The sequence below is a fragment of the Pseudomonas sp. genome, assembly GCF_030683065.1.
GTDB lineage: Bacteria > Pseudomonadota > Gammaproteobacteria > Pseudomonadales > Pseudomonadaceae > Aquipseudomonas.
On the sequence record NZ_JAUXMX010000032.1, the window covers coordinates 23,781 to 44,690 of the forward strand.

20 protein-coding genes are annotated in these 20,910 nt (G+C 62.5%); 11 read left to right on the forward strand and 9 right to left on the reverse strand.

Going from position 1 to position 20,910, the window contains the following annotated elements; all coding sequences use genetic code 11:
• Positions 1-98 precede the first annotated feature (98 nt).
• The 6 genes from modC to serA form a co-directional block, all read right to left on the reverse strand.
• On the reverse strand, positions 99-1,187 hold the full coding sequence (modC, locus tag Q8K09_RS09755) for a molybdenum ABC transporter ATP-binding protein (protein ID WP_305254770.1): 1,089 nt from the start codon (positions 1,185-1,187) through the stop codon (positions 99-101).
• A 3-nt stretch (positions 1,188-1,190) separates the two neighbouring features.
• The gene (gene modB / locus Q8K09_RS09760) at positions 1,191-1,868 is read right to left on the reverse strand and encodes a molybdate ABC transporter permease subunit (RefSeq protein WP_305254771.1); all 678 of its coding nucleotides are present in this window, start codon (positions 1,866-1,868) and stop codon (positions 1,191-1,193) included.
• Between the two features lie 114 nt (positions 1,869-1,982).
• A complete protein-coding gene (modA, locus tag Q8K09_RS09765) occupies positions 1,983-2,768 on the reverse strand; it encodes a molybdate ABC transporter substrate-binding protein (protein WP_305254772.1) in 786 nt (261 codons plus the stop codon).
• Between the two features lie 248 nt (positions 2,769-3,016).
• Positions 3,017-3,643: a bifunctional 2-polyprenyl-6-hydroxyphenol methylase/3-demethylubiquinol 3-O-methyltransferase UbiG gene (locus Q8K09_RS09770; RefSeq protein WP_305254773.1), complete on the reverse strand. Its 627-nt coding sequence runs from the start codon at positions 3,641-3,643 to the stop codon at positions 3,017-3,019.
• Between the two features lie 105 nt (positions 3,644-3,748).
• Complete coding sequence (gene gltS / locus Q8K09_RS09775; RefSeq protein WP_305254774.1) at positions 3,749-4,969, reverse strand: sodium/glutamate symporter; 1,221 nt, start codon at positions 4,967-4,969, stop codon at positions 3,749-3,751.
• 196 nt (positions 4,970-5,165) lie between these two features.
• The gene (serA, locus tag Q8K09_RS09780) at positions 5,166-6,395 is read right to left on the reverse strand and encodes a phosphoglycerate dehydrogenase (protein WP_305254775.1); all 1,230 of its coding nucleotides are present in this window, start codon (positions 6,393-6,395) and stop codon (positions 5,166-5,168) included.
• A gap of 188 nt (positions 6,396-6,583) precedes the next feature.
• Between serA and Q8K09_RS09785 the strand changes: the two genes are divergently transcribed.
• The 4 genes from Q8K09_RS09785 to Q8K09_RS09800 all read left to right on the forward strand — a co-directional run bounded on the left by Q8K09_RS09785 (position 6,584) and on the right by Q8K09_RS09800 (position 10,345).
• Positions 6,584-7,978, forward strand: coding sequence for an FAD-binding oxidoreductase (locus Q8K09_RS09785; protein WP_305254776.1), 1,395 nt, complete (start codon positions 6,584-6,586; stop codon positions 7,976-7,978).
• Positions 7,979-8,065: 87 nt separating this feature from the next.
• The gene (locus Q8K09_RS09790) at positions 8,066-8,731 is read left to right on the forward strand and encodes a fumarylacetoacetate hydrolase family protein (protein ID WP_305254777.1); all 666 of its coding nucleotides are present in this window, start codon (positions 8,066-8,068) and stop codon (positions 8,729-8,731) included.
• Positions 8,732-8,831: 100 nt separating this feature from the next.
• On the forward strand, positions 8,832-9,764 hold the full coding sequence (locus Q8K09_RS09795) for an SdiA-regulated domain-containing protein (protein WP_305254778.1): 933 nt from the start codon (positions 8,832-8,834) through the stop codon (positions 9,762-9,764).
• Between the two features lie 233 nt (positions 9,765-9,997).
• A complete protein-coding gene (locus Q8K09_RS09800; protein ID WP_305254779.1) occupies positions 9,998-10,345 on the forward strand; it encodes a NirD/YgiW/YdeI family stress tolerance protein in 348 nt (115 codons plus the stop codon).
• Between the two features lie 219 nt (positions 10,346-10,564).
• On the opposite strand, the gene rpiA is transcribed toward Q8K09_RS09800, so the two are convergent.
• Positions 10,565-11,239 (reverse strand): ribose-5-phosphate isomerase RpiA, encoded by a 675-nt coding sequence (gene rpiA / locus Q8K09_RS09805; RefSeq protein WP_305254841.1) that lies wholly within the window; start codon positions 11,237-11,239, stop codon positions 10,565-10,567.
• Between the two features lie 190 nt (positions 11,240-11,429).
• On the opposite strand from rpiA, the gene ilvA reads away from it, so the two are divergent.
• Positions 11,430-12,944: a threonine ammonia-lyase, biosynthetic gene (gene ilvA, locus Q8K09_RS09810; protein WP_305254780.1), complete on the forward strand. Its 1,515-nt coding sequence runs from the start codon at positions 11,430-11,432 to the stop codon at positions 12,942-12,944.
• 26 nt (positions 12,945-12,970) lie between these two features.
• Positions 12,971-13,408, forward strand: coding sequence for a DUF2269 family protein (locus Q8K09_RS09815; protein WP_305254781.1), 438 nt, complete (start codon positions 12,971-12,973; stop codon positions 13,406-13,408).
• A 166-nt stretch (positions 13,409-13,574) separates the two neighbouring features.
• Here the strand turns inward: Q8K09_RS09815 and Q8K09_RS09820 are convergent, their stop codons facing one another.
• Positions 13,575-14,228, reverse strand: a complete 654-nt coding sequence (locus Q8K09_RS09820) for an HAD family phosphatase (RefSeq protein WP_305254782.1) — start codon at positions 14,226-14,228, stop codon at positions 13,575-13,577.
• A 138-nt stretch (positions 14,229-14,366) separates the two neighbouring features.
• Between Q8K09_RS09820 and Q8K09_RS09825 the strand changes: the two genes are divergently transcribed.
• Complete coding sequence (locus Q8K09_RS09825; protein WP_305254783.1) at positions 14,367-14,846, forward strand: RNA pyrophosphohydrolase; 480 nt, start codon at positions 14,367-14,369, stop codon at positions 14,844-14,846.
• Positions 14,847-14,866: 20 nt separating this feature from the next.
• Positions 14,867-17,146 carry a phosphoenolpyruvate--protein phosphotransferase gene (gene ptsP / locus Q8K09_RS09830; protein ID WP_305254784.1) on the forward strand — a complete coding sequence of 760 codons (2,280 nt, stop codon included), beginning with the start codon at positions 14,867-14,869 and terminating at the stop codon, positions 17,144-17,146.
• 193 nt (positions 17,147-17,339) lie between these two features.
• On the opposite strand, the gene Q8K09_RS09835 is transcribed toward ptsP, so the two are convergent.
• Positions 17,340-18,086, reverse strand: a complete 747-nt coding sequence (locus Q8K09_RS09835) for an NRDE family protein (protein WP_305254786.1) — start codon at positions 18,084-18,086, stop codon at positions 17,340-17,342.
• Positions 18,087-18,354: 268 nt separating this feature from the next.
• Here Q8K09_RS09835 and Q8K09_RS09840 point away from each other — a divergent pair, with 268 nt between their 5' ends.
• From Q8K09_RS09840 to Q8K09_RS09850, 3 genes are read left to right on the forward strand one after another with little or no spacing between them, the layout of a single operon-like run.
• Positions 18,355-19,137, forward strand: a complete 783-nt coding sequence (locus Q8K09_RS09840) for a sulfite exporter TauE/SafE family protein (protein ID WP_305254787.1) — start codon at positions 18,355-18,357, stop codon at positions 19,135-19,137.
• 10 nt (positions 19,138-19,147) lie between these two features.
• Positions 19,148-19,951, forward strand: coding sequence for a prolipoprotein diacylglyceryl transferase (gene lgt, locus Q8K09_RS09845; RefSeq protein ID WP_305254788.1), 804 nt, complete (start codon positions 19,148-19,150; stop codon positions 19,949-19,951).
• The gene (locus tag Q8K09_RS09850; protein ID WP_305254789.1) at positions 19,948-20,742 is read left to right on the forward strand and encodes a thymidylate synthase; all 795 of its coding nucleotides are present in this window, start codon (positions 19,948-19,950) and stop codon (positions 20,740-20,742) included. Before lgt ends, Q8K09_RS09850 begins: the two co-directional genes overlap by 4 nt.
• Positions 20,743-20,910 lie beyond the last annotated feature (168 nt).

Below are 20,910 nucleotides of genomic sequence, written 5' to 3' on the forward strand. Positions count from 1 at the left end.
AGCGCGCCGGCCAGCGTCTTGAGGACGGGTGAAAAACGCTTGGCTACTGCGAGCGCCTGGAGACGCTCGGTATGTGCGCAACCGCTGAACCGCTGCGCTCAGTCGGACGCCAGCAGCGAGACGGATTTGACCTGCACCCAAAGCGCCTGCTGCGCATGGATACCCAACTTGTCGAAGGAATAGCGGGTGATGCGGGCGATCATTCGCTCGTCGCCGACCCGCAGGCTGACCAGCATCTGCGCCTGGTTCGCCAGCGTCAGCCAGTGTTCGACGCTGGCCGGCAGCAGGTTGAGCAGGCTGGTGTCCCGGGCCTGCTCCAGGCTCAGGCTGACATCCCGCGCCTTGACCTTGACCCGCACCGGCTTGCCCGCGGCCAGCGGCGCGTGGGTTAGCTGCAGCATGGCGTCAGTGCCGCCCAGGCGGATGCTCAGCAGCCGATACTCCGCGTCGTAGTGGCTGACGATGCCATCGACCACGGCCTCGGCATCCTCCTCGAACAGGAAGGGCAGGTCGCTTCTGAGCAGGGTTTCCTTCAGCGGCCCGCTGGCCTGAACCCGGCCTTCGTCCAGCACCACCAGATGATCGGCCAGGCGCGCCACCTCGTCGGGCGAATGGCTGACATAGAGGATCGGGATGTCCAGTTCCTCATGCAAGCGCTCCAGATAGGGCAGGATTTCCTGCTTGCGCTTGAGGTCAAGAGCGGCCAATGGCTCGTCCATCAGCAGCAGGCGCGGGGCCACCGCCAAGGCGCGGGCGATAGCCACGCGCTGGCGCTCGCCGCCGGACAGCTGATCGGGATGACGTTGCAGCAGATGGCCGATGCCGAGTAACTCGATAGCCTGCTCCAGCACCTCTGGTGGCGCATGTTTCACCCGCTTGAGGCCATAACGCAGGTTGCCCAGCACATCCAGGTGGGGAAACAGACTGGCTTCCTGGAATACGTAACCCAGGGGCCGCTTGTGTGTCGGCCGCCAGGTTTTGCCGTCCTGCCAGACCTCGCCGGCCACGCTCAGGTAGCCGTTCGGCGCGCGCTCCAGGCCGGCGATGCAGCGCAGCAGGCTGGTCTTGCCTGAGCCGGAATGACCAAACAGCGCGCTGACCCCGCGGCCCGGCAAGCGCACGTCCACATCGAGGGTAAATCCGGGATAGGTGAGGCAGAAACGCGCCTCGATTGCTTGCGTGGCCATGGCTTATACCTTGCGTGGCTTGGGCCGCCAGGCATAGAGCGCCAGCAGCACGACAAAGGAGAACACCAGCATCACCGCCGCCAGGCGATGGGCCTCGCCATATTGCAGGGCCTCGACATAGTCGTAGATTTGCACCGACACCACCCGCGTCTCACCGGGCAGGTTACCGCCGAGCATCAGCACCACGCCAAACTCGCCCACGGTGTGCGCGAAGGTGAGGATGCAGGCGGTCAGATAGCCCGGCAGCGCCAGCGGCAGTACCACCGTGAAGAAGCAGTCCAGCGGCGAGGCGCGCAGGGTCGCGGCGACTTCCAGTGGGCGCTGGCCGATGGACTCGAAGGCGCTCTGCAGCGGTTGCACCATAAAGGGCAGGGAATAGAACACCGAGGCCACCACCAGCCCCCTGAAACTGAACGGCAGCGGGTCAACGCCTAGCCAGGCGGTGAACTGCCCCACCGGCCCGGCCGGGCCCATGGTCAGCAGCAGGTAGAAACCCAGCACCGAGGGTGGCAGCACCAATGGCAGCGCCACCACTGCGCCGATCGGGCCTTTCCAGCGCGACTGGGTGCGCGCCAGCCACCAGGCTATGGGTGTGCCCAGGAGCAGCAGGATCAGGGTGACCAGGGCCGCCAGCTTGGCAGTCAGGGCAAGCGCCTGCAGGTCTTCAGGGCTGAGAAACATCAGTGTCTCCAGGCGGACTTCACTGGCTGTGCTTGGGCGCCAGCATCACCGAGTCGCGGGTCGCAACTTACGACCCGCCCATATAGCGGGTTGGCTCCCGGACATCGGTCGCGCTCATTGCGGCGAGGGCGCTTCGGGCAACACAAAGCCATAACGGGTCATCACTGCGCGCGCCGCCGGCGAACTCATATAGGCGGCGAAGGCATGGGCCAGTTTATTGTTCTCGGCGCGCTTGGTGACGATAAAGCCCTGCTCCAGCGGCGCGTGCAGTTGGTCCGGGATCAGCCAGTAACCGCCCTTGGCCGACAGCTCAGGATTGAGCGCCAGGGCCAAGGCGATGATGCCGACCTGGGCGTTGCCGCTGTCGACGAATTGCGCGGTGTGGGCGATGTTCTCGCCGTACACCAGCTTGGGCTCGACGCCCTGGTACTGGCCGCTAGCCTGCAGCGCCTCGACCGCCCGCATGCCGTAGGGCGCATGCTTGGGGTTGGCGATGGCGACGTGGCGAATGCGCTTGTCGTTGGCCAGGTCTTCCAGGCGCAGGGCGCTGGCATCCAGGGTCGCACTCCATAACACGATGCGGCCAACGGCATAGGGCACCACCGGCGAGCCAGCCTGGCCGACTTGCTCCAGCAGGCGCGGGTAGCTGATATCGGCGGAGAAGAACAGGTCGTAGGGTGCGTCTTGCCGCACCTGCGTATGGAATTTGCCGGATGAACCGTAGACCACGTTGATCTCATCGCCCTGGTGCACCTGTTGGTAGGCGGCGACCACATCATCCAGGGCGAACTTTAGGTCGGCGGCGGCAGCGATGGTGATCTTGCCGGCATGGGCCGGCAAGCTGAACAGCAGTGCGCTGGCGAGCAGCGCCAGCCACGCACGGGGTATGCGGTAATCCATGCAGGGTTCCTGGAGTCTTGACTTGAAGGCCGCGCCTGGGTGGCCGCGCGTGGCCTGGGTACTTTAGCCTGGCCCCAGCGCTATATACAGCGAAACATAGCGCTTGTGTCAGTCGTCAGGTGCCTCGCCTGGGTGCAAGCCGGGAGCGTTCGTTCTCACGGACTTCAGCCGCGCTAGAAAAAACGGCGGCTCACTTGGCTTGCGCAGGCAGTCGTTCGGCAGCCCGAGAGTTCCCTCCCCGCGCTGCTCTAGCGCCGGCGCCAGATGCTCACCAGCCAGGGTTGCTGCGCGCGCGGCAAACCGGGAGGGCGGTAGTAGTGCTGCTGTTCGATAAAACCTGCGGCGCCGAGCAGGATCCGCCAGTTGGTCAGGTCGTAGTAGGCGCCATAGCGGTCGCCGTTCCAGCCTTCCTGGTTTTCCCCGCGCGGATTGGAGCTGAGCAACACGCCGCCCGGCTTGAGCGCGGCGTACAGCTGACTCAGCACCCGCGGCACCTCCTGACTGGGGATATGGAACAGCACGGCGTTGGCGAAGATACCGTCGAACTGCGCGGCGGGCAGGTCGAGGGCCAGAAAGTCTTGCCGCCAGACCTCGCAGCCACTGTCGGTGCGGGCCATCTCGACAAAGCGCGGGCAGCCATCCAGACCGATGGCCGTGTGGCCGAGTGCCTTGAAGGTGCGCAGGTCGCGGCCCGGCCCGCAGCCGAAATCGAGGATCTGGTAGGGCGCCTCGGCCTGGATATGCCCGAGTAGGGCGGCGATGTTCTGGCTGACATCGTGATCGCGGGTACCCTCACGGAACTCCTCAGCGCACTGCTGATAATGCTCCAGGGTGAGGGCGCTGATCCGGGCGAGGTCGTCGGGGCTGAGCAGCATGTAGGCGAACCTTGAGCAAAAGCGAAGCGTTATTAAAGCCGATCCGGGGTGCGACTGGGGCGTTCAATCCGTGCTGGGGTGCGAGCGGGCGCTTGTGGCGTTTAGCTAAGGTGCGCCGGTGAACCACCTCAGTCCCAGCAGCAACTGCACCAGGCCGGCGTTGGCGATGTCGATAAAAAAAGCGCCCAGCAGCGGAATCACCAGGTAAGCCTTGGGGCTGGGGCCGAAGCGGCTGGTTACCGCGTTCATGTTGGCGATCCCCACTGGCGTGGCACCCAGGCCCATGCCGATAAAGCCGGCGCTGATACAGGCCGCATCGTAGTTGCGGCCCAGCAGTGGGAAGACCAGCCAGATGCTGAACAGGGCGATCACCAGCGCCTGCGCCAGCATGACCAGGCTGATCAGGCCCAGGGCGCCTTGCAGCGACAGCAGCGGCAGGCTGATCAGGCTCATCCCGAGAAACAGTTGCAGGCTCATATCGCCCACCAGCTGGATTGGGCGCGCATCCAGCTTGACCCGACACAGCTCCAGGCCATTGCTCAGCAGGATGCCGAGAAACATCGCGGTGAGGAATGCCGGCAGGCGCATGCCCAGCCCGGACAGCCAGTCATACACGCTGGCGCCCAGAGCGAAGCACAGGGCGATCAGCAGTACCGCGGTGAGCAGGCTGTTGAGTTCGATCAGGTAGGTGGTTTGCTGGTTGATCTCGATATGCGGCAGTTCGGGGTCGGCGTGATTGGGCACCAGTTGGTGCCGGCGGATCAGGTAGGCCGCCACCGGCCCGCCGACCAGGCCGCCGGTGATCAGCCCGGCTGTTGCGAACGTCATGCCCAGGGTGCTGGCATTGGCCAGGCCGAAGTGCTCCTCGAATAACTGCCCCCAGGTGATGGCCGTGCCATGCCCGCCCGCCAGGGAGATACTGCCGCCGATCAGGCCATACAACGGACTTTCCCCGGCGAGCAGCGCCAGGGCGGTGCCGGTGAGGTTCTGGAAGATCAGAAACAGCACGGCCAGGCCGAGCATGATGGCCAGAGCCTTGCCGCCATCGAGCATCTGCCGCAGCTTGGCCGACAGGCCAATGGTGCTGAAGAAGGCGATCAGCAGCAGGTCGCGCAGCTCCAGGTCGAAGCGAATCTGCCAGCCGCTGGCCACCTCGCTCAGGGCCACCAGGGCGCTGATCGGCAGGCCGCCGGTCACGGCCGGGGGAATGTTGTAGCGGTGCAGAAAGTCGACCCGGCGGTTGATCTGATAGCCCAGCCATAAGGCGATGATGGCCAGGGCCAGGGTGGTGGCGGTATTGATCAGCAGTATGTTCGGGTTATCCATAACAAGGCGGGCGCGGTTGAGATCGGCTCTGGAGTCTACCAGTCGCGAGCGGCAGGCATAAAAAGCGCTGGCCCACGTCACCCTACAGACCCAGACCACCTCAAATGCTGTGGCGATAACTGAACGCAACGCGCTATTGGGACAGAGCCATAAAAAAAGGGAAGCCGAAGCTTCCCTTTTTACCCAGCAGCGGCGCTTAGAACAGCACGCGGCTACGGATGGTGCCGTTGACGTGTTGCAGTTTCTCCAGCGCCAGATCGGAGTAATCGGCGTCGACGTCGATCACCACATAGCCGACCTTGTCGTTGGTCTGCAGGAACTGACCGGAGATGTTGATGCCGTTTTCGGCGAACACCTTGTTGATCTCGCTCATCACGCCCGGCACGTTCTGGTGAATATGCAGCAGGCGGTGCTTGCCCGGGTGCGCCGGCAGGGCGACTTCGGGGAAGTTGACCGAGGACACCGAGGTGCCATTGTCGCTGTACTTGACCAGCTTTTCCGCCACTTCCAGGCCGATATTGGCCTGGGCTTCGGCGGTGGAGCCACCGATGTGCGGCGTCAGGATCACCCGATCCAGGCCACGCAGCGGGCTTTCGAACTCTTCGTCGTTGGATTTCGGCTCGACCGGGAACACGTCGATGGCGGCGCCGATCAGGTGCTCGTCCTTGATCGCAGCAGCCAGGTGCTCCAGCTCGACCACGGTGCCGCGGGCAGCGTTGATCAGGATGCTGCCCTTCTTCATGGCGCGGATTTCCTTCTCACCGATCATCCACTGGGTCGACGGCAGTTCCGGCACGTGCAGGGAGATGATGTCGCACAGGCCCAGCAGGTCGTGCAGCTTGGCGATCTGGGTGGCGTTGCCCAACGGCAGCTTGGTCACGGTGTCGTAGAAAAACACCTGCATGCCCAGGGCTTCGGCGAGTACCGACAGCTGGGTGCCGATCGAGCCGTAACCGACGATACCCAGTTTCTTGCCGCGGATTTCGAAGGAGTTGGCCGCCGACTTGATCCAGCCGCCACGGTGGCAGGAGGCGTTCTTTTCCGGGATGCCGCGCAGCAGCAGGATGGCCTGCGCCAGCACCAGTTCAGCCACCGAGCGGGTGTTCGAGTAAGGCGCGTTGAACACGGCGATACCGCGCTCACGGGCAGCGTCCAGATCGACCTGATTGGTGCCGATGCAGAAGCAGCCGACGGCGACCAGGCGATTGGCGCAATCGAAGACATCGGCGGTCAGCTGGGTGCGTGAACGAATGCCGATGAAGTGCGCGTCGGCGATCTTTTCTTTCAGCTCATCGTCAGACAACGCACCCTTGTGGTACTCGATGTTGGTGTAGCCGGCAGCCTTCAGGGTGTCCACGGCATTCTGGTGGACGCCTTCGAGAAGAAGGAACTTGATCTTGCTCTTGTCGAGAGAGGTCTTGCTCATCGGAGTACCTGTTGTCCCACAAATAGTGATCAGGGAAAGGCCAGCTACGTTGCTGACCGGGCCCCGCAGATCGGCGCGGGAGCACGATTCACGGGGTGCGTATGCTAGCATAAGCACCCCGCGAAACGCCCACCCCTGGCAGATGAAGCGTGCTCAGGGTGACCATGAATCGTTTGAGAGTTCCGTAGATGACCAACCTTGCGCTGATCGAAGAGCTGAAGACCCTGGTTGAGCCCGGCAAGGTGCTGACCGATGCCGATTCCCTCAATACCTACGGCAAGGATTGGACCAAGCATTTCGCCCCGGCCCCTTGCGCCATCGTCTTTCCCAAGAGTATCGAGCAGGTCCAGGCCATCGTGCGTTGGGCCAACCAGCACACGATTGCGCTGGTGCCCTCTGGTGGTCGTACCGGGCTGTCGGCCGCTGCCGTGGCGGCTAACGGCGAAGTGGTCGTAGCCTTTGACTACATGAACCAGATTCTTGCGTTCAATGAATTCGACCGCAGCGTGGCCTGTCAGCCGGGTGTGGTGACCAAGCAATTGCAGCTGTTCGCCGAAGAGCAGGGCCTGTACTACCCGGTCGATTTCGCCTCAAGCGGCTCAAGCCAGTTGGGCGGCAATATCGGCACCAATGCCGGCGGGATCAAGGTAATTCGCTACGGCATGACCCGTAACTGGGTTGCCGGCCTGAAAGTGGTCACGGGTACCGGCGAGCTGCTGGAGTTGAACAAGGACCTGATCAAGAACGCCACCGGCTACGACCTGCGTCAGCTGTTCATCGGCGCCGAAGGCACCCTGGGCTTCGTCGTCGAGGCCACCATGCGCCTCGACCGTGCGCCGCAGAACCTCACGGCCATGGTCCTCGGCGCGGCTGATTTTGATTCGATCATGCCGGTGCTGCATGCGTTCCAGAACAAGCTGGACCTGACCGCGTTCGAGTTCTTCTCCGACAAGGCCCTGGCCAAGGTCATGGGTCGCGGCGACGTGCCCGCGCCGTTCGAAACCGATTGCCCGTTTTATGCGCTGCTGGAGTTCGAGGCCAGCAGCGAGCTGGTGGCCGAAGCGGCGCTCGCCACTTTCGAGCATTGCGTCGAACAGGGCTGGGTGCTCGATGGCGTGATGAGCCAGAGCGAGCAGCAACTGCAGAACCTGTGGAAGCTGCGCGAATACATCTCCGAGACCATCAGCCACTGGACCCCGTACAAGAACGATATTTCGGTCACCGTATCGAAAGTCCCGGCGTTCCTGCACGACATCGACGCCATCGTCGGCGAGCACTACCCGGATTTCGAAATTGTCTGGTTCGGTCATATCGGCGACGGCAACCTGCACCTGAATATCTTGAAGCCGGAAAACCTGTCCAAGGACGAGTTCTTCACCAAGTGCGCCACGGTCAACAAGTGGGTGTTCGAGACCGTGCAGAAGTACAACGGCTCGATCAGCGCCGAACACGGCGTCGGCATGACCAAACGTGATTACCTGCACTACAGCCGTTCGGAAGCCGAAATCGGCTATATGAAGGCAATCAAGGCGGTGTTCGATCCAAACGGCATTATGAACCCCGGCAAGATCTTCCCGCTCTGATCTGTAGGGTGCGCCGTGCGCACCAGAAACCCGCGCAGGGCAATGGTGGTGCGTGCGGTGCACCCTACCCATCCCTAGGAGTCCCCGATGAGTTACCAGCACCAGTATGTCGACGGCACCCATATCCACTTCCCCATGGGCAAGGTGGTCTGCATCGGCCGTAACTACGCCGAGCACGCCAAGGAACTGAACAACCCGGTACCCAGCGAACCGCTGCTGTTCATCAAGGCCGGCAGCTGTGTGGTGCCGCTGGATGACGGTTTTACCCTGGTCGAGGGCCGTGGTGACGTGCATTACGAGGCAGAAATTGCCGTGCTGATCGGCAAGCCGCTGTCGCGCACGCCGAATGCCGAAGAAGTGCTGGACGCGATTTCCGGCTTTGCCCCGGCCCTCGACCTGACCCTGCGCGACTTGCAGGCCACGCTCAAGGCGAAGGGCTATCCGTGGGAAACCGCCAAGAGCTTCGACGGTGCCTGCGTGCTGGCGCCCTTCGTGCCGGGCGATGCGGTCGAGGACCTGGCCGATATCGGCATTCGCCTGAGCATCAACGGCGAAGTGCGTCAGGACGGCAACAGCCGCGACATGCTCAACCCGATCCTGCCGATGATCCAGCACATCGCCGGCCACTTCAGCCTGCAGCCGGGCGACGTGATTCTTACCGGCACGCCGGTTGGTGTCGGGCCGTTGCACAGGGGCGACGAGTTGGTGCTGGAGCTGGTCGGGCACTCGCGTTTCGTCAGCCGCGTGCTGTAAAGACGCACGCCTGCCGGGCGCCTGGAGGCGCCTCCACCGGTAATCGAACCTTAAGCGTTGGCCGCTAGTCTGACGGCCATGATTTTCTCGAGTCGTACCGATGCCTGCCAAACGCTTTGGATTCATCCGCCTGCGCCATTTGCTTCTGCTGTCTCTGGTTGTTGTCACGGCGTTGCTGGTCAGCTTTCTGCGTCTGGACGAGCGCGCCTGGTTCTGGCTCAAGGAAGGTCAGCTAAGTGTCGCCGAGCAGCAGGCGAGCATCTGGTTGCCAGGCTACCGACTCGTTGTGCAGGGCAGGCCGCTGGCCGGTCTGGAGCGGGACGAAACCTCAGGGCTGACCTATAACCCCGCCAGCGACACCCTGTTCACCGTAACCGGCAAGAACCCACAATTGGTCGAGCTGGCGCTGGATGGTCAGGTGCTGCGGCGCATCCCGCTCAGCGGCTTTTCCGATCCCGAGGGTGTCGAGGTCATCTCCGGCGGGCGCCTGGCGATCATCGACGAGCGTCGGCGCAGCTTGACTGCGTTCACCATCGACGCCGACACGCAGAGCCTGGATGCGGCGGACTATCCGTCGTTCGACCTGGGCTTTGCCGATGCCGGCAACAAGGGTTTCGAGGGGATTGCCTGGGATGCGCTCAATCAGCGCGTATTGCTCGGCAAGGAACGCGGCCCGCTGGGGCTGTTCAGCTTGCCGTTTCCCGGTGAAGACGGCGCCGCCGGGACGCTGCAGGCCTTGCCCTCCAAGCGCGCGTTCGTGCGTGATATATCGTCATTGAGTTTCGATGCGCGCACCGGTCACACCCTGGTGCTTTCCGACGAGTCGCGTCTGCTCCTGGAGCTGGATGCCCAAGGCCAGCCGGTCAGCTTTATCAGCCTGATTGGTGGTCTGAACGGCCTGCACCGCAGCATCAAACAGGCCGAAGGCGTGACCATGGATGCGGCGGGCAATATCTATATTGTCGGCGAACCCAACCTGCTCTATGTGTTCAGCAAGGACGCGCCGGTGGAGCTGCCCAGGCAGGTCGATTAAGCGGCCTGAGGTCCTTGCACCCTGTGCAGGCGGAGGCAGTGCACCGTGGTTCATGGGCACAGTACAACGCTTGCGGGTTGTCGCTGCGCTCCGAACGGACGGCGGCCCGGCCGCCCTACGGATACGCCACGCATGGGGTGTGCCGGTTAAGTGTGGCTTACGCTCAGATTAAGCTTGGCTTCAGCCTCATCCTCTATTCTGACCAGGTCATTTAACGAATAGAGAAATACGCCATGAAGCGTTCCGCACTTGTTCTGCTGCTTGCCCCGCTGTTCTCGGTCGCTGTGTTGGCTGAAGGCTATACCGGTCCAGGCGCCGTCACCCAGGTCACTACGGTGGCGGCTGCGCTGGACGCTGCCGACGATACCCCGGTTGTGCTGCAGGGCCAGATCGTCAAGCGCCTGCAAGATGAACTCTACGAGTTCAAGGATGCCACCGGCACCATCCAGGTCGAAATCGATGATGAAGATTGGCCGGCGCAGGCTGTTTCCGAAAAGGCCATGGTCAAGCTGACCGGCGAGGTCGACCGTGACCTGACCAGCCGCGAAATCGATGTCGATAGCGTAGAACTGATTAACTGAAAACCGGCCGCCGCGCGCGGCTGACCCAGATAACCGCGCAGCCCGAAGTTTTTGCTTCGGGCTGCGCGGTTGTGCGTTGAGCACTCTGCGAGTGAACACACGATGCGCCGTATTTTTACCCTCAAGCGTCTGGTCCTGAGGTTCATTCGGGCTACAAAAAAAAGCTGCTCACTTGACTCAGGTTGACAGCATTGTGTGAATTGACCCGACCACTCTGGCCTATTTGCGGGTCAGGGTTTTTACCCCATCGGCGGTGCCCAGCAGCAGCACGTCAGCCGGGCGGGCGGCGAACAGGCCGTTGGTAACCACGCCGACGATATTGTTGATCTGCGCTTCCAGCTCGCGCGGGTTGACGATGGCGAGGTTGTAGACGTCGAGGATGTGGTTGCCGTTGTCGGTGGTCACGCCCCCGCGGTAGACCGGGTCGCCACCCAGCTTGACCAGTTCACGGGCGACGTGGCTGCGCGCCATCGGAATCACTTCCACCGGCAGCGGGTAGCTGCCGAGTACCGGCACCAGCTTGCTGGCGTCGGCGATGCAGATAAAGGTCTGGGCCACGGCGGCAACAATCTTCTCGCGGGTCAGGGCGGCGCCGCCACCCTTGATCAGGTTGAGCTGTGCGTCGCTTTCATCGGCGCCATCGATATAGAACTCCAGGTCGCTGACGTTATTCAGCTCATACACCTCAATGCCGTGGCTCTTCAGGCGTTCGGCGGTGGCTTCGGAGCTGGCCACTGCGCCGTCGAATGCCATCTTGTGTTTGGCCAGCGCATCAATAAAACAGTTAGCCGTGGAGCCTGTGCCAACCCCGACGACGCTCTTGCTGTCGAGCTTGGGGAGGATGAAGTCGACGGCAGCCTGGGCGACTGCTTGCTTGAGTTGATCCTGGTTCATCATGGGGCCTGGCGTTGGAGTGAGGAAAAGCGCGAATTATAGCGCGGCTGTGCCTTGTGACGTTAAAACCTCACCCGTCAGGCCGCCTCACCGAGCGCAGTAGCTCTCAGGTGGTCTGCTTGTATGGTCGTTCGGCGCGAGCCTGGGGTAGACTCGTTGACTCCCTCCAAAAGCCGCCTGCGATAACGCCATGCTCGAACAGTACGTCAAGATGATCCTAACCTCGCGCGTCTATGACGTCGCGGTGGAAACCCCGCTGCAAGTAGCCAATCAATTGTCCGAGCGTCTGGGCAACCAGATTCTGCTCAAGCGCGAAGATCTGCAGCCGGTGTACTCGTTCAAGATTCGCGGCGCCTATAACAAGCTGTCGCAACTCTCTGCCGAGGAACGCGCGTGCGGTGTGGTCACCGCCTCAGCCGGCAACCATGCCCAGGGCCTGGCGCTGGCGGCCAAGGTGCTGGGGGTCAAGGCGACCATCGTAATGCCCAAGACCACCCCGGAAATCAAGATCCAGGGCGTGCGCTCGCGCGGCGGCAAGGTGGTGCTGCATGGCGACAGCTTTCCCGAGGCGCTGGCCCATTCGTTGAAGTTGGTGGACGAGAAGGGCTACATCTATATCCATCCCTATGATGACCCGCACACCATTGCCGGCCAGGGCACTATTGCGATGGAAATCCTCCGTCAGCAGCCGAGCCAGCTGGACGCGATTTTCGTCCCGGTCGGTGGCGGCGGCTTGATCGCCGGCATCGCTGCCTACGTCAAATACCTGCGCCCGGAGATCAAGGTGATCGGCGTTGAACCAGACGACTCCAACTGCCTGCAGGCCGCGATGGCAGCGGGTGAGCGGGTGGTGCTGCCGAGTGTCGGGTTGTTTGCCGATGGCGTGGCGGTGGCGCAGATCGGCCAGTACACCTTCGATGTTTGCCGCCTGCATGTCGATGAAGTGATCACCGTCAGCACCGATGAGATCTGCGCGGCGATCAAGGACATCTACGACGACACTCGCTCGATCACCGAGCCGGCTGGCGCGCTGAGCGTGGCGGGGATCAAAAAGTATGTGGAGCGCGAAGGTTGCAGCGGTCAGGTGCTGGTGGGCATCGACTCGGGTGCCAACGTCAACTTCGACCGCCTGCGCCATGTCGCCGAGCGCGCCGAGCTGGGCGAAAAGCGTGAAGCGATCATCGCCGTGACCATTCCCGAGCAGCCAGGCAGCTTCAAGGCTTTCTGCGAGGCCATCGGCAAGCGCCAAATCACCGAATTCAACTACCGCTTCCACCAGGATAAAGAGGCGCACATCTTTGTCGGCGTGCAGACCAATCCGGACACCGACCCGCGTGCCGCGTTGGTACAAGGGCTGCGTGATCAGGGCTTCCCGGTGCTGGATTTGACCGATAACGAGCTGGCCAAACTGCATATTCGTCACATGGTCGGCGGGCATGCTGCCGCTGTGCCGGATGAAGTGGTGCTGCGCTTCGAATTCCCCGAGCGACCGGGTGCGCTGTTTAATTTCTTACAAAAACTCGGTGGCCGCTGGAACATCTCGATGTTCCACTACCGTAACCACGGCGCTGCCGATGGTCGCGTGGTCGCAGGCCTGCAAGTACCCAGTGACGAGCGTCATCTGCTGCCGGCCGCGCTCGAAGCCATCGGTTATCCCTACTGGGATGAAAGCGATAACCCGGCCTATAAACTCTTTCTTGGATAAGCCGGAAACCCGGTAGGACTGAATTAATGGAACACTACCCGTTGCTGAAAATGCTGCACATGTTGCCTGGCATCCTCTTGCTGGTTGGGGTGCTGGTGCATCTGTTTATGTTGTGGAAAGCCTCGCGCAGTGGCGACGCCGCTGTGTTGCAACGCAAGCTCAAACGCACCCGCCTGATCAGCCTGCCCGTGCTCGGCCTGCTGGCCCTGAGCCTGCCGGTAACCGGGATGGCGCTGGTTGGCATAGTCGGCTTGCCGCTGAGCCAAACCTGGTTGCTACTCAGCAATGTGCTGTTTGTTGTGCTGGTGGTGTTGACCCTGCTGCTGGCCGGTCGCCTTGCAGCCTGGCAGGCGGCTGGCGCCAGCGTCGCGGCTAGCGTGCCGCGCCTAAGCGCCGTCTACGCCGGGCTGATCATATTGCTGCTGCTGGTGATCATGGGCCTGATGGGCGCCAAGCCGGCCTGATCTGTCCCTCACACAAAAACGCCGCCTGATCAGGCGGCGTTTTTATGTGCGGCGGATTTAGCGCAACGAGCGCCGTAGCCCGGATGCAATCCGGGGTAACCATTGCGCCCGCACAACCGATCCCCGGATTGCATCCGGGCTACAAGGGTGCGGTACCTCCGGTTATTTAGCGCAGCGAGATCACCGGCCAGCCGCGCTTCTCGGCTTCAGCGCGCAGGTTCGGGTCGGGATCGACGGCGAATGGGCGGGCGACTTGTTCCAGCAGCGCCAGGTCGTTCATCGAGTCGCTATAGAAGCAGCTGTCTTCCAGGCTGTGGCCGGTTTCCGCGAGCCAGCGGTTGAGGCGGGTGACCTTGCCTTCCTTGAAGCACGGCACATCGGTGGTGCGCCCGGTGTAGCGGCCGTCATGTATTTCGCATTCGGTGGCCAGCAGCGTTTCGACGCCAAGGCGCGCGGCAATCGGTGCGGTGACGAAGCGGTTGGTGGCAGTGATGATCAGCAGCTTGTCGCCGGCTTCGCGGTGTTCGGCCAGCAGCGCTTCGCCTTTGCTCAGGATGATCGGCTCCACGCAGTCGCGCATAAACTCGCGGTGCCACTGGTCCAGCTGGGCCATTTCGGTGCGGCCGAGGATTTCCAGGCTGAAATTCAGGTAATCGGTGATGTTCAGGCGACCAGTCAGGTAGTCCTGATAGAACTCATCGTTACGCGCCTTGTAGGCAATCCCGTCGAGGATGCCGCGCTCACACAGATAATCGCCCCAGGCATGATCGCTGTCGCCGCCGAGCAGGGTGTTGTCGAGATCGAATAAAGCCAGACGCACAGGGCACCTTTGAACAAAATCTAGAAGGGCGATCAGAATAACGGCTTTTCCCAGGCCTGCCCAATCGGGTGCTCGCGTTGCTGCTGTTGCGACCTTTGTGGAACAATGCCGAAACATGCGTTTACGAGGTTGTGCGCCGTGATTGATCCTGATGGTTTTCGCCCCAATGTCGGCATCATCCTGACCAATGATGTTGGTCAGGTGCTATGGGCGCGTCGGATAAACCAGGACGCCTGGCAGTTTCCGCAAGGCGGGATCAACGACCATGAGTCGCCTGAAGAAGCGCTGTACCGCGAACTGAACGAGGAAGTGGGCCTGGAGCAGCAGGATGTGAAAATTCTCGCCTGCACTCGGGGTTGGTTGAGGTATCGTCTGCCCCAACGCCTGGTTCGTACCCACAGTCAACCGCTGTGTATCGGCCAGAAACAAAAGTGGTTCCTGCTGCGTCTGACGTCGGACGAGCAGCGGGTACGTATGGACCTGACCGGTAAGCCTGAGTTCGACGGCTGGCGCTGGGTCAGTTACTGGTACCCGCTGGGCCAGGTAGTCACATTCAAGCGCGAGGTCTATCGCCGCGCACTCAAGGAACTCGCTCCGCGCCTGCTGGTGCGGGACTGATTACGGACTAGAGCCGAGCCATGCTCAATACGCTGCGCAAGATCGTCCAGGAAGTTAATGCCGCCAAGGATCTCAAGGCGGCGTTGGGCATCATTGTGCAGCGCGTCAAGGAGGCCATGGGCAGCCAGGTGTGCTCGGTCTACCTGCTCGACCCGGAGAGCAATCGCTTTGTGTTGATGGCTACCGACGGCCTGAACAAGCGCTCTATCGGCAAGGTCAGCATGGCGCCCAACGAGGGGCTGGTCGGTCTGGTCGGCACCCGTGAGGAGCCGCTCAATCTGGAGAACGCCTCCGAACACCCGCGCTACCGCTACTTCGCTGAAACCGGTGAGGAGCGGTATGCCTCTTTCCTCGGCTCGCCGATCATTCACCACCGCAAGGTGATGGGCGTGTTGGTGATCCAGCAAAAGGAGCGCCGTCAGTTCGACGAGGGCGAAGAAGCCTTCCTGGTGACCATGAGTGCCCAGCTCGCCGGGGTTATTGCGCATGCCGAGGCGACCGGCTCGATCCGCGGCCTGGGCAGGCAGGGCAAAGGTATTCAGGAGGCCAAGTTCGTCGGTGTGCCGGGTTCGCCTGGTGCGGCGGTGGGCACGGCGGTGGTGGTGCTGCCGCCGGCCGATCTGGAAGTGGTGCCCGATAAGAACGTCGATGACATCACCGCCGAGCTGCTGCTATTTAATACCGCCCTTGAAGGTGTACGCACCGACATGCGCGCCTTGTCGGCGAAAATGGCCAGCCAGTTGCGCCCCGAAGAGCGCGCGTTGTTCGACGTCTACCTGATGATGCTGGAAGATGCCGCCCTGGGTAACGAGGTGGTCAAGCTCATCAAGACCGGACAGTGGGCCCAGGGTGCCTTGCGCCAGGTGGTCAGTGGGCATGTCAATCGCTTCGAACTGATGGACGATGATTACCTGCGCGAGCGCGCCTCCGACGTCAAGGACCTCGGCCGGCGCCTGCTTGCCTACCTGCAGCAGGCCCGGCAGCAAACGCTGGTGTACCCCGATAACTGCATCCTGGTCAGCGAGGAACTGTCGCCGGCCATGCTCGGTGAGGTGCCAGAAGGCAAACTGGTCGGCCTGGTTTCGGTGCAGGGTTCGGGCAACTCGCATGTGGCGATCTTCGCCCGCGCCATGGGCATCCCCACGGTGATGGGCGTGGTCGATCTGCCGTATTCGAAGATCGATGGCATTCAGCTGATCGTCGACGGTTACCACGGCGAGGTCTTCACCAACCCCAGCGAGCTCCTGCGCAAGCAGTATGCCGAAGTGGTCGAGGAAGAACGCCAGCTGACCCAGGGACTCGATGCCCTGCGCGCCCTGCCGTGCGAGACCCTGGATGGTTACCGCATGCCGCTGTGGGTCAACACCGGGCTGCTCGCCGATGTGAAGCGCGCCCAGGAGCGCGGTGCCGAGGGTGTCGGCCTGTACCGCACCGAAGTGCCGTTTATGATCAAGGAGCGCTTCCCCAGCGAGAAGGAGCAACTGGCGATTTATCGCGAGCAGTTGCAGGCTTTCCATCCGCTGCCGGTGACCATGCGCAGCCTGGATATCGGCGGCGACAAGGCCCTGAGCTATTTCCCGATCAAGGAAGAAAACCCCTTCCTCGGTTGGCGTGGAATCCGCGTCACCCTCGACCACCCGGAAATTTTCCTGGTGCAGACCCGCGCCATGCTCAAGGCCAGTGAAGGCCTGGATAATCTGCGCATCCTGTTGCCGATGATTTCCGGGATTCAGGAGCTGGAAGAAGCGCTGCACCTGATCCACCGTGCCTGGGGCGAAGTGCGCGACGAAGGCGTGGATATTCCAATGCCGCCAGTAGGGGTGATGATCGAAATTCCTGCGGCGGTCTATCAGGTGCGCGAGTTGGCGCGCCAGGTGGACTTCCTCTCGGTCGGCTCCAACGACCTGACCCAATACCTGCTGGCGGTGGACCGCAACAATCCGCGGGTTGCCGACCTCTACGACTTCCTCCATCCAGCCGTGCTGCAAGCGCTGTGCAAGGTGGTCGAAGGTGCCCATGCCGAAGGCAAGCCGGTGAGCATCTGTGGCGAAATGGCCGGCGATCCCGCCGCTGCGGTATTACTGATGGCGATGGGCTTCGACAGCCTGTCGATGAACGCCACCAACCTGCCCAAGGTCAAGTGGCTGCTGCGTCAGATCAGCCTGGGCAAGGCCAAGGAGCTGCTGGGCCAGGTCATGACCATCGACAACCCGCATATGGTCCACAGCACCCTGCAACTGGCCCTGCGCAATCTCGGCCTTGGCCGCATGATCAATCCCGCGTCGAACATCCAGGCCTGAACGGCCAAGGGCGGGCGCAAAACCTAGGTTGGGCCAGGCTCCATGGATGTCGTCGCGCTCAGCTGTCGTAGGGTGCGCCGTGCGCACCAGGGTGGCGGGGCGCTTGGTCGGGCTCTGGATGATCCATATAGTCGGTGCGCGCGGCGCACCCTACGGTGGGTAGCCACTCCGCATGGCTAGCCCCATGCCTGCGCTAGCGCTCGATGCTGACCTCGCCCAGATGTGCGCCATACGGGCCGTAACTGCGCTCGACCAGTTGCCATGAGCCGTCGGCGTTGACGGTCAATGCGCTGCTGGCGCGGGTGCCGTAGCTCTGGCTGTTGATGAATACGCTCGCCAGCAGGCGTTCGATGGCCAAGCCGACGCCGGTGTCGGGGAGCGCGCTGTCCATGGGCAGGCTGTTATCGCTCAGCAACTCGATTAGCCGGCCTGGCTGTGGGTCGTCCAGGCATTGCTGCAGCGCACGCTTGGCGCGCTGCACCTTGGGCCAGGGCGTGTCCAGACCGGCATTCGACAAGCCGTAAACCCCGCTGCTCAGGGCGGTGGCCTGGCCGCTACGGGAGTTGAGGTGCCACAACTCCCGGTCATCGCCGACCAGCAGGTTGAAGCCGGCGTAGGCCTCTAGCCGTTTGCCGAGGTCTTGCAGATATGCCTGCGGCGTCAGTTCGCCACGCAGGAAAGCCGCGGGCAGCTCACCGCGTGAGAGCAGGCCGGAAGGCTGGCTTGGGTCGCGGATATTAGTCAGGGCGGCGAAGCGGCGCCGCGGGCCAATGCCCAGCCAGGTGCCGCCGGCTTCCAGGTCACGTCCGGCGAACACCCCCGGCGCATCCGTCCACTCAGCCAGCGGCAAGCTGGGGCGGGCATAGAACTCATCGCGATTGGCCGCCAGCAGCAAGGGGTGCGAGTGGCCGGGGCGCCAGGCAAAAACGATCAGGCACATGGAGCACCCTCCAGAAAGTCATGAGCGTGTATGAAAAAACACGGCCGCCACTGCTGACGTTGCGCTAGGTGAACGCAGGGTTATTTAACGCACTACATGCTGGCGCACCATACTGCGACGCCCCTGGCGGTAGCGCTGGCTATGTTCCTGGTCGCTGAGCGCAATGACTCAAGCTTGAAGCGTGAACATGGGCTTGCGCAAGTGTCACGTCCAGCTTCCCGCATCCGGCTGCGGCGATTACCATGCCGCTTTGTTTTCGGGGGTTTCGATGGAACTGCTGCTCTATTTGCTGCTTGGCGCTGCTGCCGGAGTGCTGGCCGGGCTGTTTGGCGTCGGTGGCGGGATTATCATCGTGCCGGTGCTGGTCTTCAGTTTCGCCGCCCAGGGCTTTGCGCCGGACGTGCTGACCCACCTGGCGGTAGGCACCTCGCTGGCGACCATCATCTTCACCTCGATCAATTCGGTGTTGGAGCATCAGCGCAAGGGCGCGGTGCGCTGGCCGATCTTCGTCTGGATGACCCTGGGCATCCTGCTGGGCGCGGCCCTTGGGGCCGTGACCGCCGCCGCAATCCAGGGCGCGCTGCTGCAGAAGATCATCGGTGTATTCGCCATTATCATCGCCCTGCAAATGGCCCTGGAGTTGAAACCCAAGGCCACTCGCGTTGTCCCAGGCAAGCTGGGCCTGACTGCGGCCGGCGGGGTGATTGGCTGGGCCTCGGCGATTTTCGGGATTGGCGGCGGTTCGCTCAGCGTACCCTTCCTGACGTGGCGCGGCGTACCCATGCAGCAGGCGGTGGCCACTTCGTCAGCCTGCGGGCTGCCGATTGCCGTGGCCGGCGCGCTGACCTTTATGTGGCTGGGCCGGGATAATCCGCAACTGCCGGACTGGAGCCTGGGCTTCGTCTACCTGCCGGCGATGGCCGGGATTGCCTTTACCAGCATGTTCTTTGCCCGTTTCGGCGCACGCCTGGCGCATCGTCTGTCGCCACGCCTGCTAAAGCGTCTGTTCGCCTTGCTGCTATTTAGCGTGGGCCTGAGTTTTTTGATTTGAGGAGTTACTGATGCTGCCTTACCCGCAGATTGACCCGGTGGCGATCGCCCTGGGCCCGCTAAAAATTCACTGGTACGGCCTGATGTACCTGATCGGCATCGGTGGCGCCTGGTGGCTGGCCTCGCGCCGGGTCAACGCCTTTGCGCCGAGCTGGAACAAGGACAAACTCTCCGACATGGTGTTCTGGGTGGCCATGGGGGTGATCCTCGGCGGCCGTCTGGGCTATGTGCTGTTCTACGACCTGGCCGCCTATATCGCCGAACCAGCGAAGATGTTGCGCATCTGGGAGGGCGGCATGTCGTTCCACGGCGGCTTTATCGGCGTGATGCTGGCGAGCTGGTGGTTCGGCAAGCGCAACGGCAAGAGCTTCTTCGAACTGATGGATTTCATCGCGCCGCTGGTGCCGATTGGCCTGGGCGCCGGACGTATCGGCAACTTCATCAACGCCGAACTCTGGGGCAAGGCCACCGACCTGCCCTGGGCCATGGTTTTCCCCACTGATCCCCAGCAACTGGCGCGCCATCCCTCGCAGCTCTATCAATTCGCCCTGGAAGGCTTGGCGCTGTTCGCCATCCTCTGGTTCTACTCGCGTAAACCGCGGCCGACCATGGCGGTGTCGGGCATGTTTGCCCTGAGCTACGGGGTCTTCCGCTTTATCGTCGAGTTCGTCCGCGTGCCCGACACCCAGCTCGGTTACCTGGCCGGTGGCTGGCTGACCATGGGCCAGGTCCTTAGCGTGCCGATGATTCTGGTCGGGATCGGCTTGATCTGGTTCGCCTACCACCGCCAAGCTGCCCAGGGAGCCGCTCGATGAAGCAGTACCTCGACCTGATGCGCCTGGTGCGCGAGACCGGCACCTTCAAGAGCGACCGCACCGGCACCGGCACCTACAGCCTGTTCGCCCAGCAGATGCGCTTTAATCTGGCCGATGGTTTCCCGCTGGTGACCACCAAGAAGTGCCACCTGAAATCGATCATTCACGAGCTGTTGTGGTTTCTTCAGGGCGACACCAACATCAAGTACCTGAAGGACAACGGCGTACGCATCTGGGACGAGTGGGCCGACGCCAACGGCGACCTCGGCCCGGTCTATGGCTACCAATGGCGCAACTGGCCGGCGCCGAACGGCGAGTCGATCGACCAGATCGCCAAGCTGATCGAGATGATCAAGCAGAATCCGGACTCGCGCCGGCTGATTGTCTCGGCCTGGAATCCGGCGCTGGTCGAACAGATGGCCCTGCCGCCGTGCCACGCGCTGTTCCAGTTCTACGTCGCCGACGGCAAGCTCAGTTGCCAGCTGTACCAGCGCTCGGCCGACATCTTCCTCGGTGTGCCTTTCAATATCGCCAGCTACGCGCTGCTGACCCTGATGGTCGCCCAAGTTTGCGACCTCGAACCTGGTGAGTTCATCTGGACCGGCGGCGACTGCCATCTGTACGCCAACCACCTGGAACAGACCGACCTGCAACTGAGCCGCGAGCCGCTGCCGTTACCGGTGATGAAGCTCAACCCCGACGTGAAGGATATCTTCGCCTTCAAATTCGAGGATTTCGAGCTGCTCGGTTACCAGGCGCACCCGCATATCAGCGCGCCCGTCGCGGTCTAAGCCCCTGGGTATCGCTGCGCTCAACCCAGGCTACGGGATGTAACGCCCTTCGGTAGCCCGGGTTAGCCGAAGGCGTAACCCGGGAAGTGGCTTCAGGCGCGCAGCTTTGGGGCGGATCTGCCCCGCTCACTGGTATTTAGAAAGAAGCATCCATACACACCGCATATC

Bases quoted from the DNA above. Each gene is read 5' to 3' on its own strand.
- modC (WP_305254770.1), bottom strand. From the start codon at position 1,187: ATGGCCACGCAAGCAATCGAGGCGCGTTTCTGCCTCACCTATCCCGGA.
- modB (WP_305254771.1), bottom strand. From the start codon at position 1,868: ATGTTTCTCAGCCCTGAAGACCTGCAGGCGCTTGCCCTGACTGCCAAG.
- modA (WP_305254772.1), bottom strand. From the start codon at position 2,768: ATGGATTACCGCATACCCCGTGCGTGGCTGGCGCTGCTCGCCAGCGCA.
- Q8K09_RS09770 (WP_305254773.1), bottom strand. From the start codon at position 3,643: ATGCTGCTCAGCCCCGACGACCTCGCCCGGATCAGCGCCCTCACCCTG.
- gltS (WP_305254774.1), bottom strand. From the start codon at position 4,969: ATGGATAACCCGAACATACTGCTGATCAATACCGCCACCACCCTGGCC.
- serA (WP_305254775.1), bottom strand. From the start codon at position 6,395: ATGAGCAAGACCTCTCTCGACAAGAGCAAGATCAAGTTCCTTCTTCTC.
- Q8K09_RS09785 (WP_305254776.1), top strand. From the start codon at position 6,584: ATGACCAACCTTGCGCTGATCGAAGAGCTGAAGACCCTGGTTGAGCCC.
- Q8K09_RS09790 (WP_305254777.1), top strand. From the start codon at position 8,066: ATGAGTTACCAGCACCAGTATGTCGACGGCACCCATATCCACTTCCCC.
- Q8K09_RS09795 (WP_305254778.1), top strand. From the start codon at position 8,832: ATGCCTGCCAAACGCTTTGGATTCATCCGCCTGCGCCATTTGCTTCTG.
- Q8K09_RS09800 (WP_305254779.1), top strand. From the start codon at position 9,998: ATGAAGCGTTCCGCACTTGTTCTGCTGCTTGCCCCGCTGTTCTCGGTC.
- rpiA (WP_305254841.1), bottom strand. From the start codon at position 11,239: ATGAACCAGGATCAACTCAAGCAAGCAGTCGCCCAGGCTGCCGTCGAC.
- ilvA (WP_305254780.1), top strand. From the start codon at position 11,430: ATGCTCGAACAGTACGTCAAGATGATCCTAACCTCGCGCGTCTATGAC.
- Q8K09_RS09815 (WP_305254781.1), top strand. From the start codon at position 12,971: ATGGAACACTACCCGTTGCTGAAAATGCTGCACATGTTGCCTGGCATC.
- ptsP (WP_305254784.1), top strand. From the start codon at position 14,867: ATGCTCAATACGCTGCGCAAGATCGTCCAGGAAGTTAATGCCGCCAAG.
- Q8K09_RS09835 (WP_305254786.1), bottom strand. From the start codon at position 18,086: ATGTGCCTGATCGTTTTTGCCTGGCGCCCCGGCCACTCGCACCCCTTG.
- Q8K09_RS09840 (WP_305254787.1), top strand. From the start codon at position 18,355: ATGGAACTGCTGCTCTATTTGCTGCTTGGCGCTGCTGCCGGAGTGCTG.
- lgt (WP_305254788.1), top strand. From the start codon at position 19,148: ATGCTGCCTTACCCGCAGATTGACCCGGTGGCGATCGCCCTGGGCCCG.
- Q8K09_RS09850 (WP_305254789.1), top strand. From the start codon at position 19,948: ATGAAGCAGTACCTCGACCTGATGCGCCTGGTGCGCGAGACCGGCACC.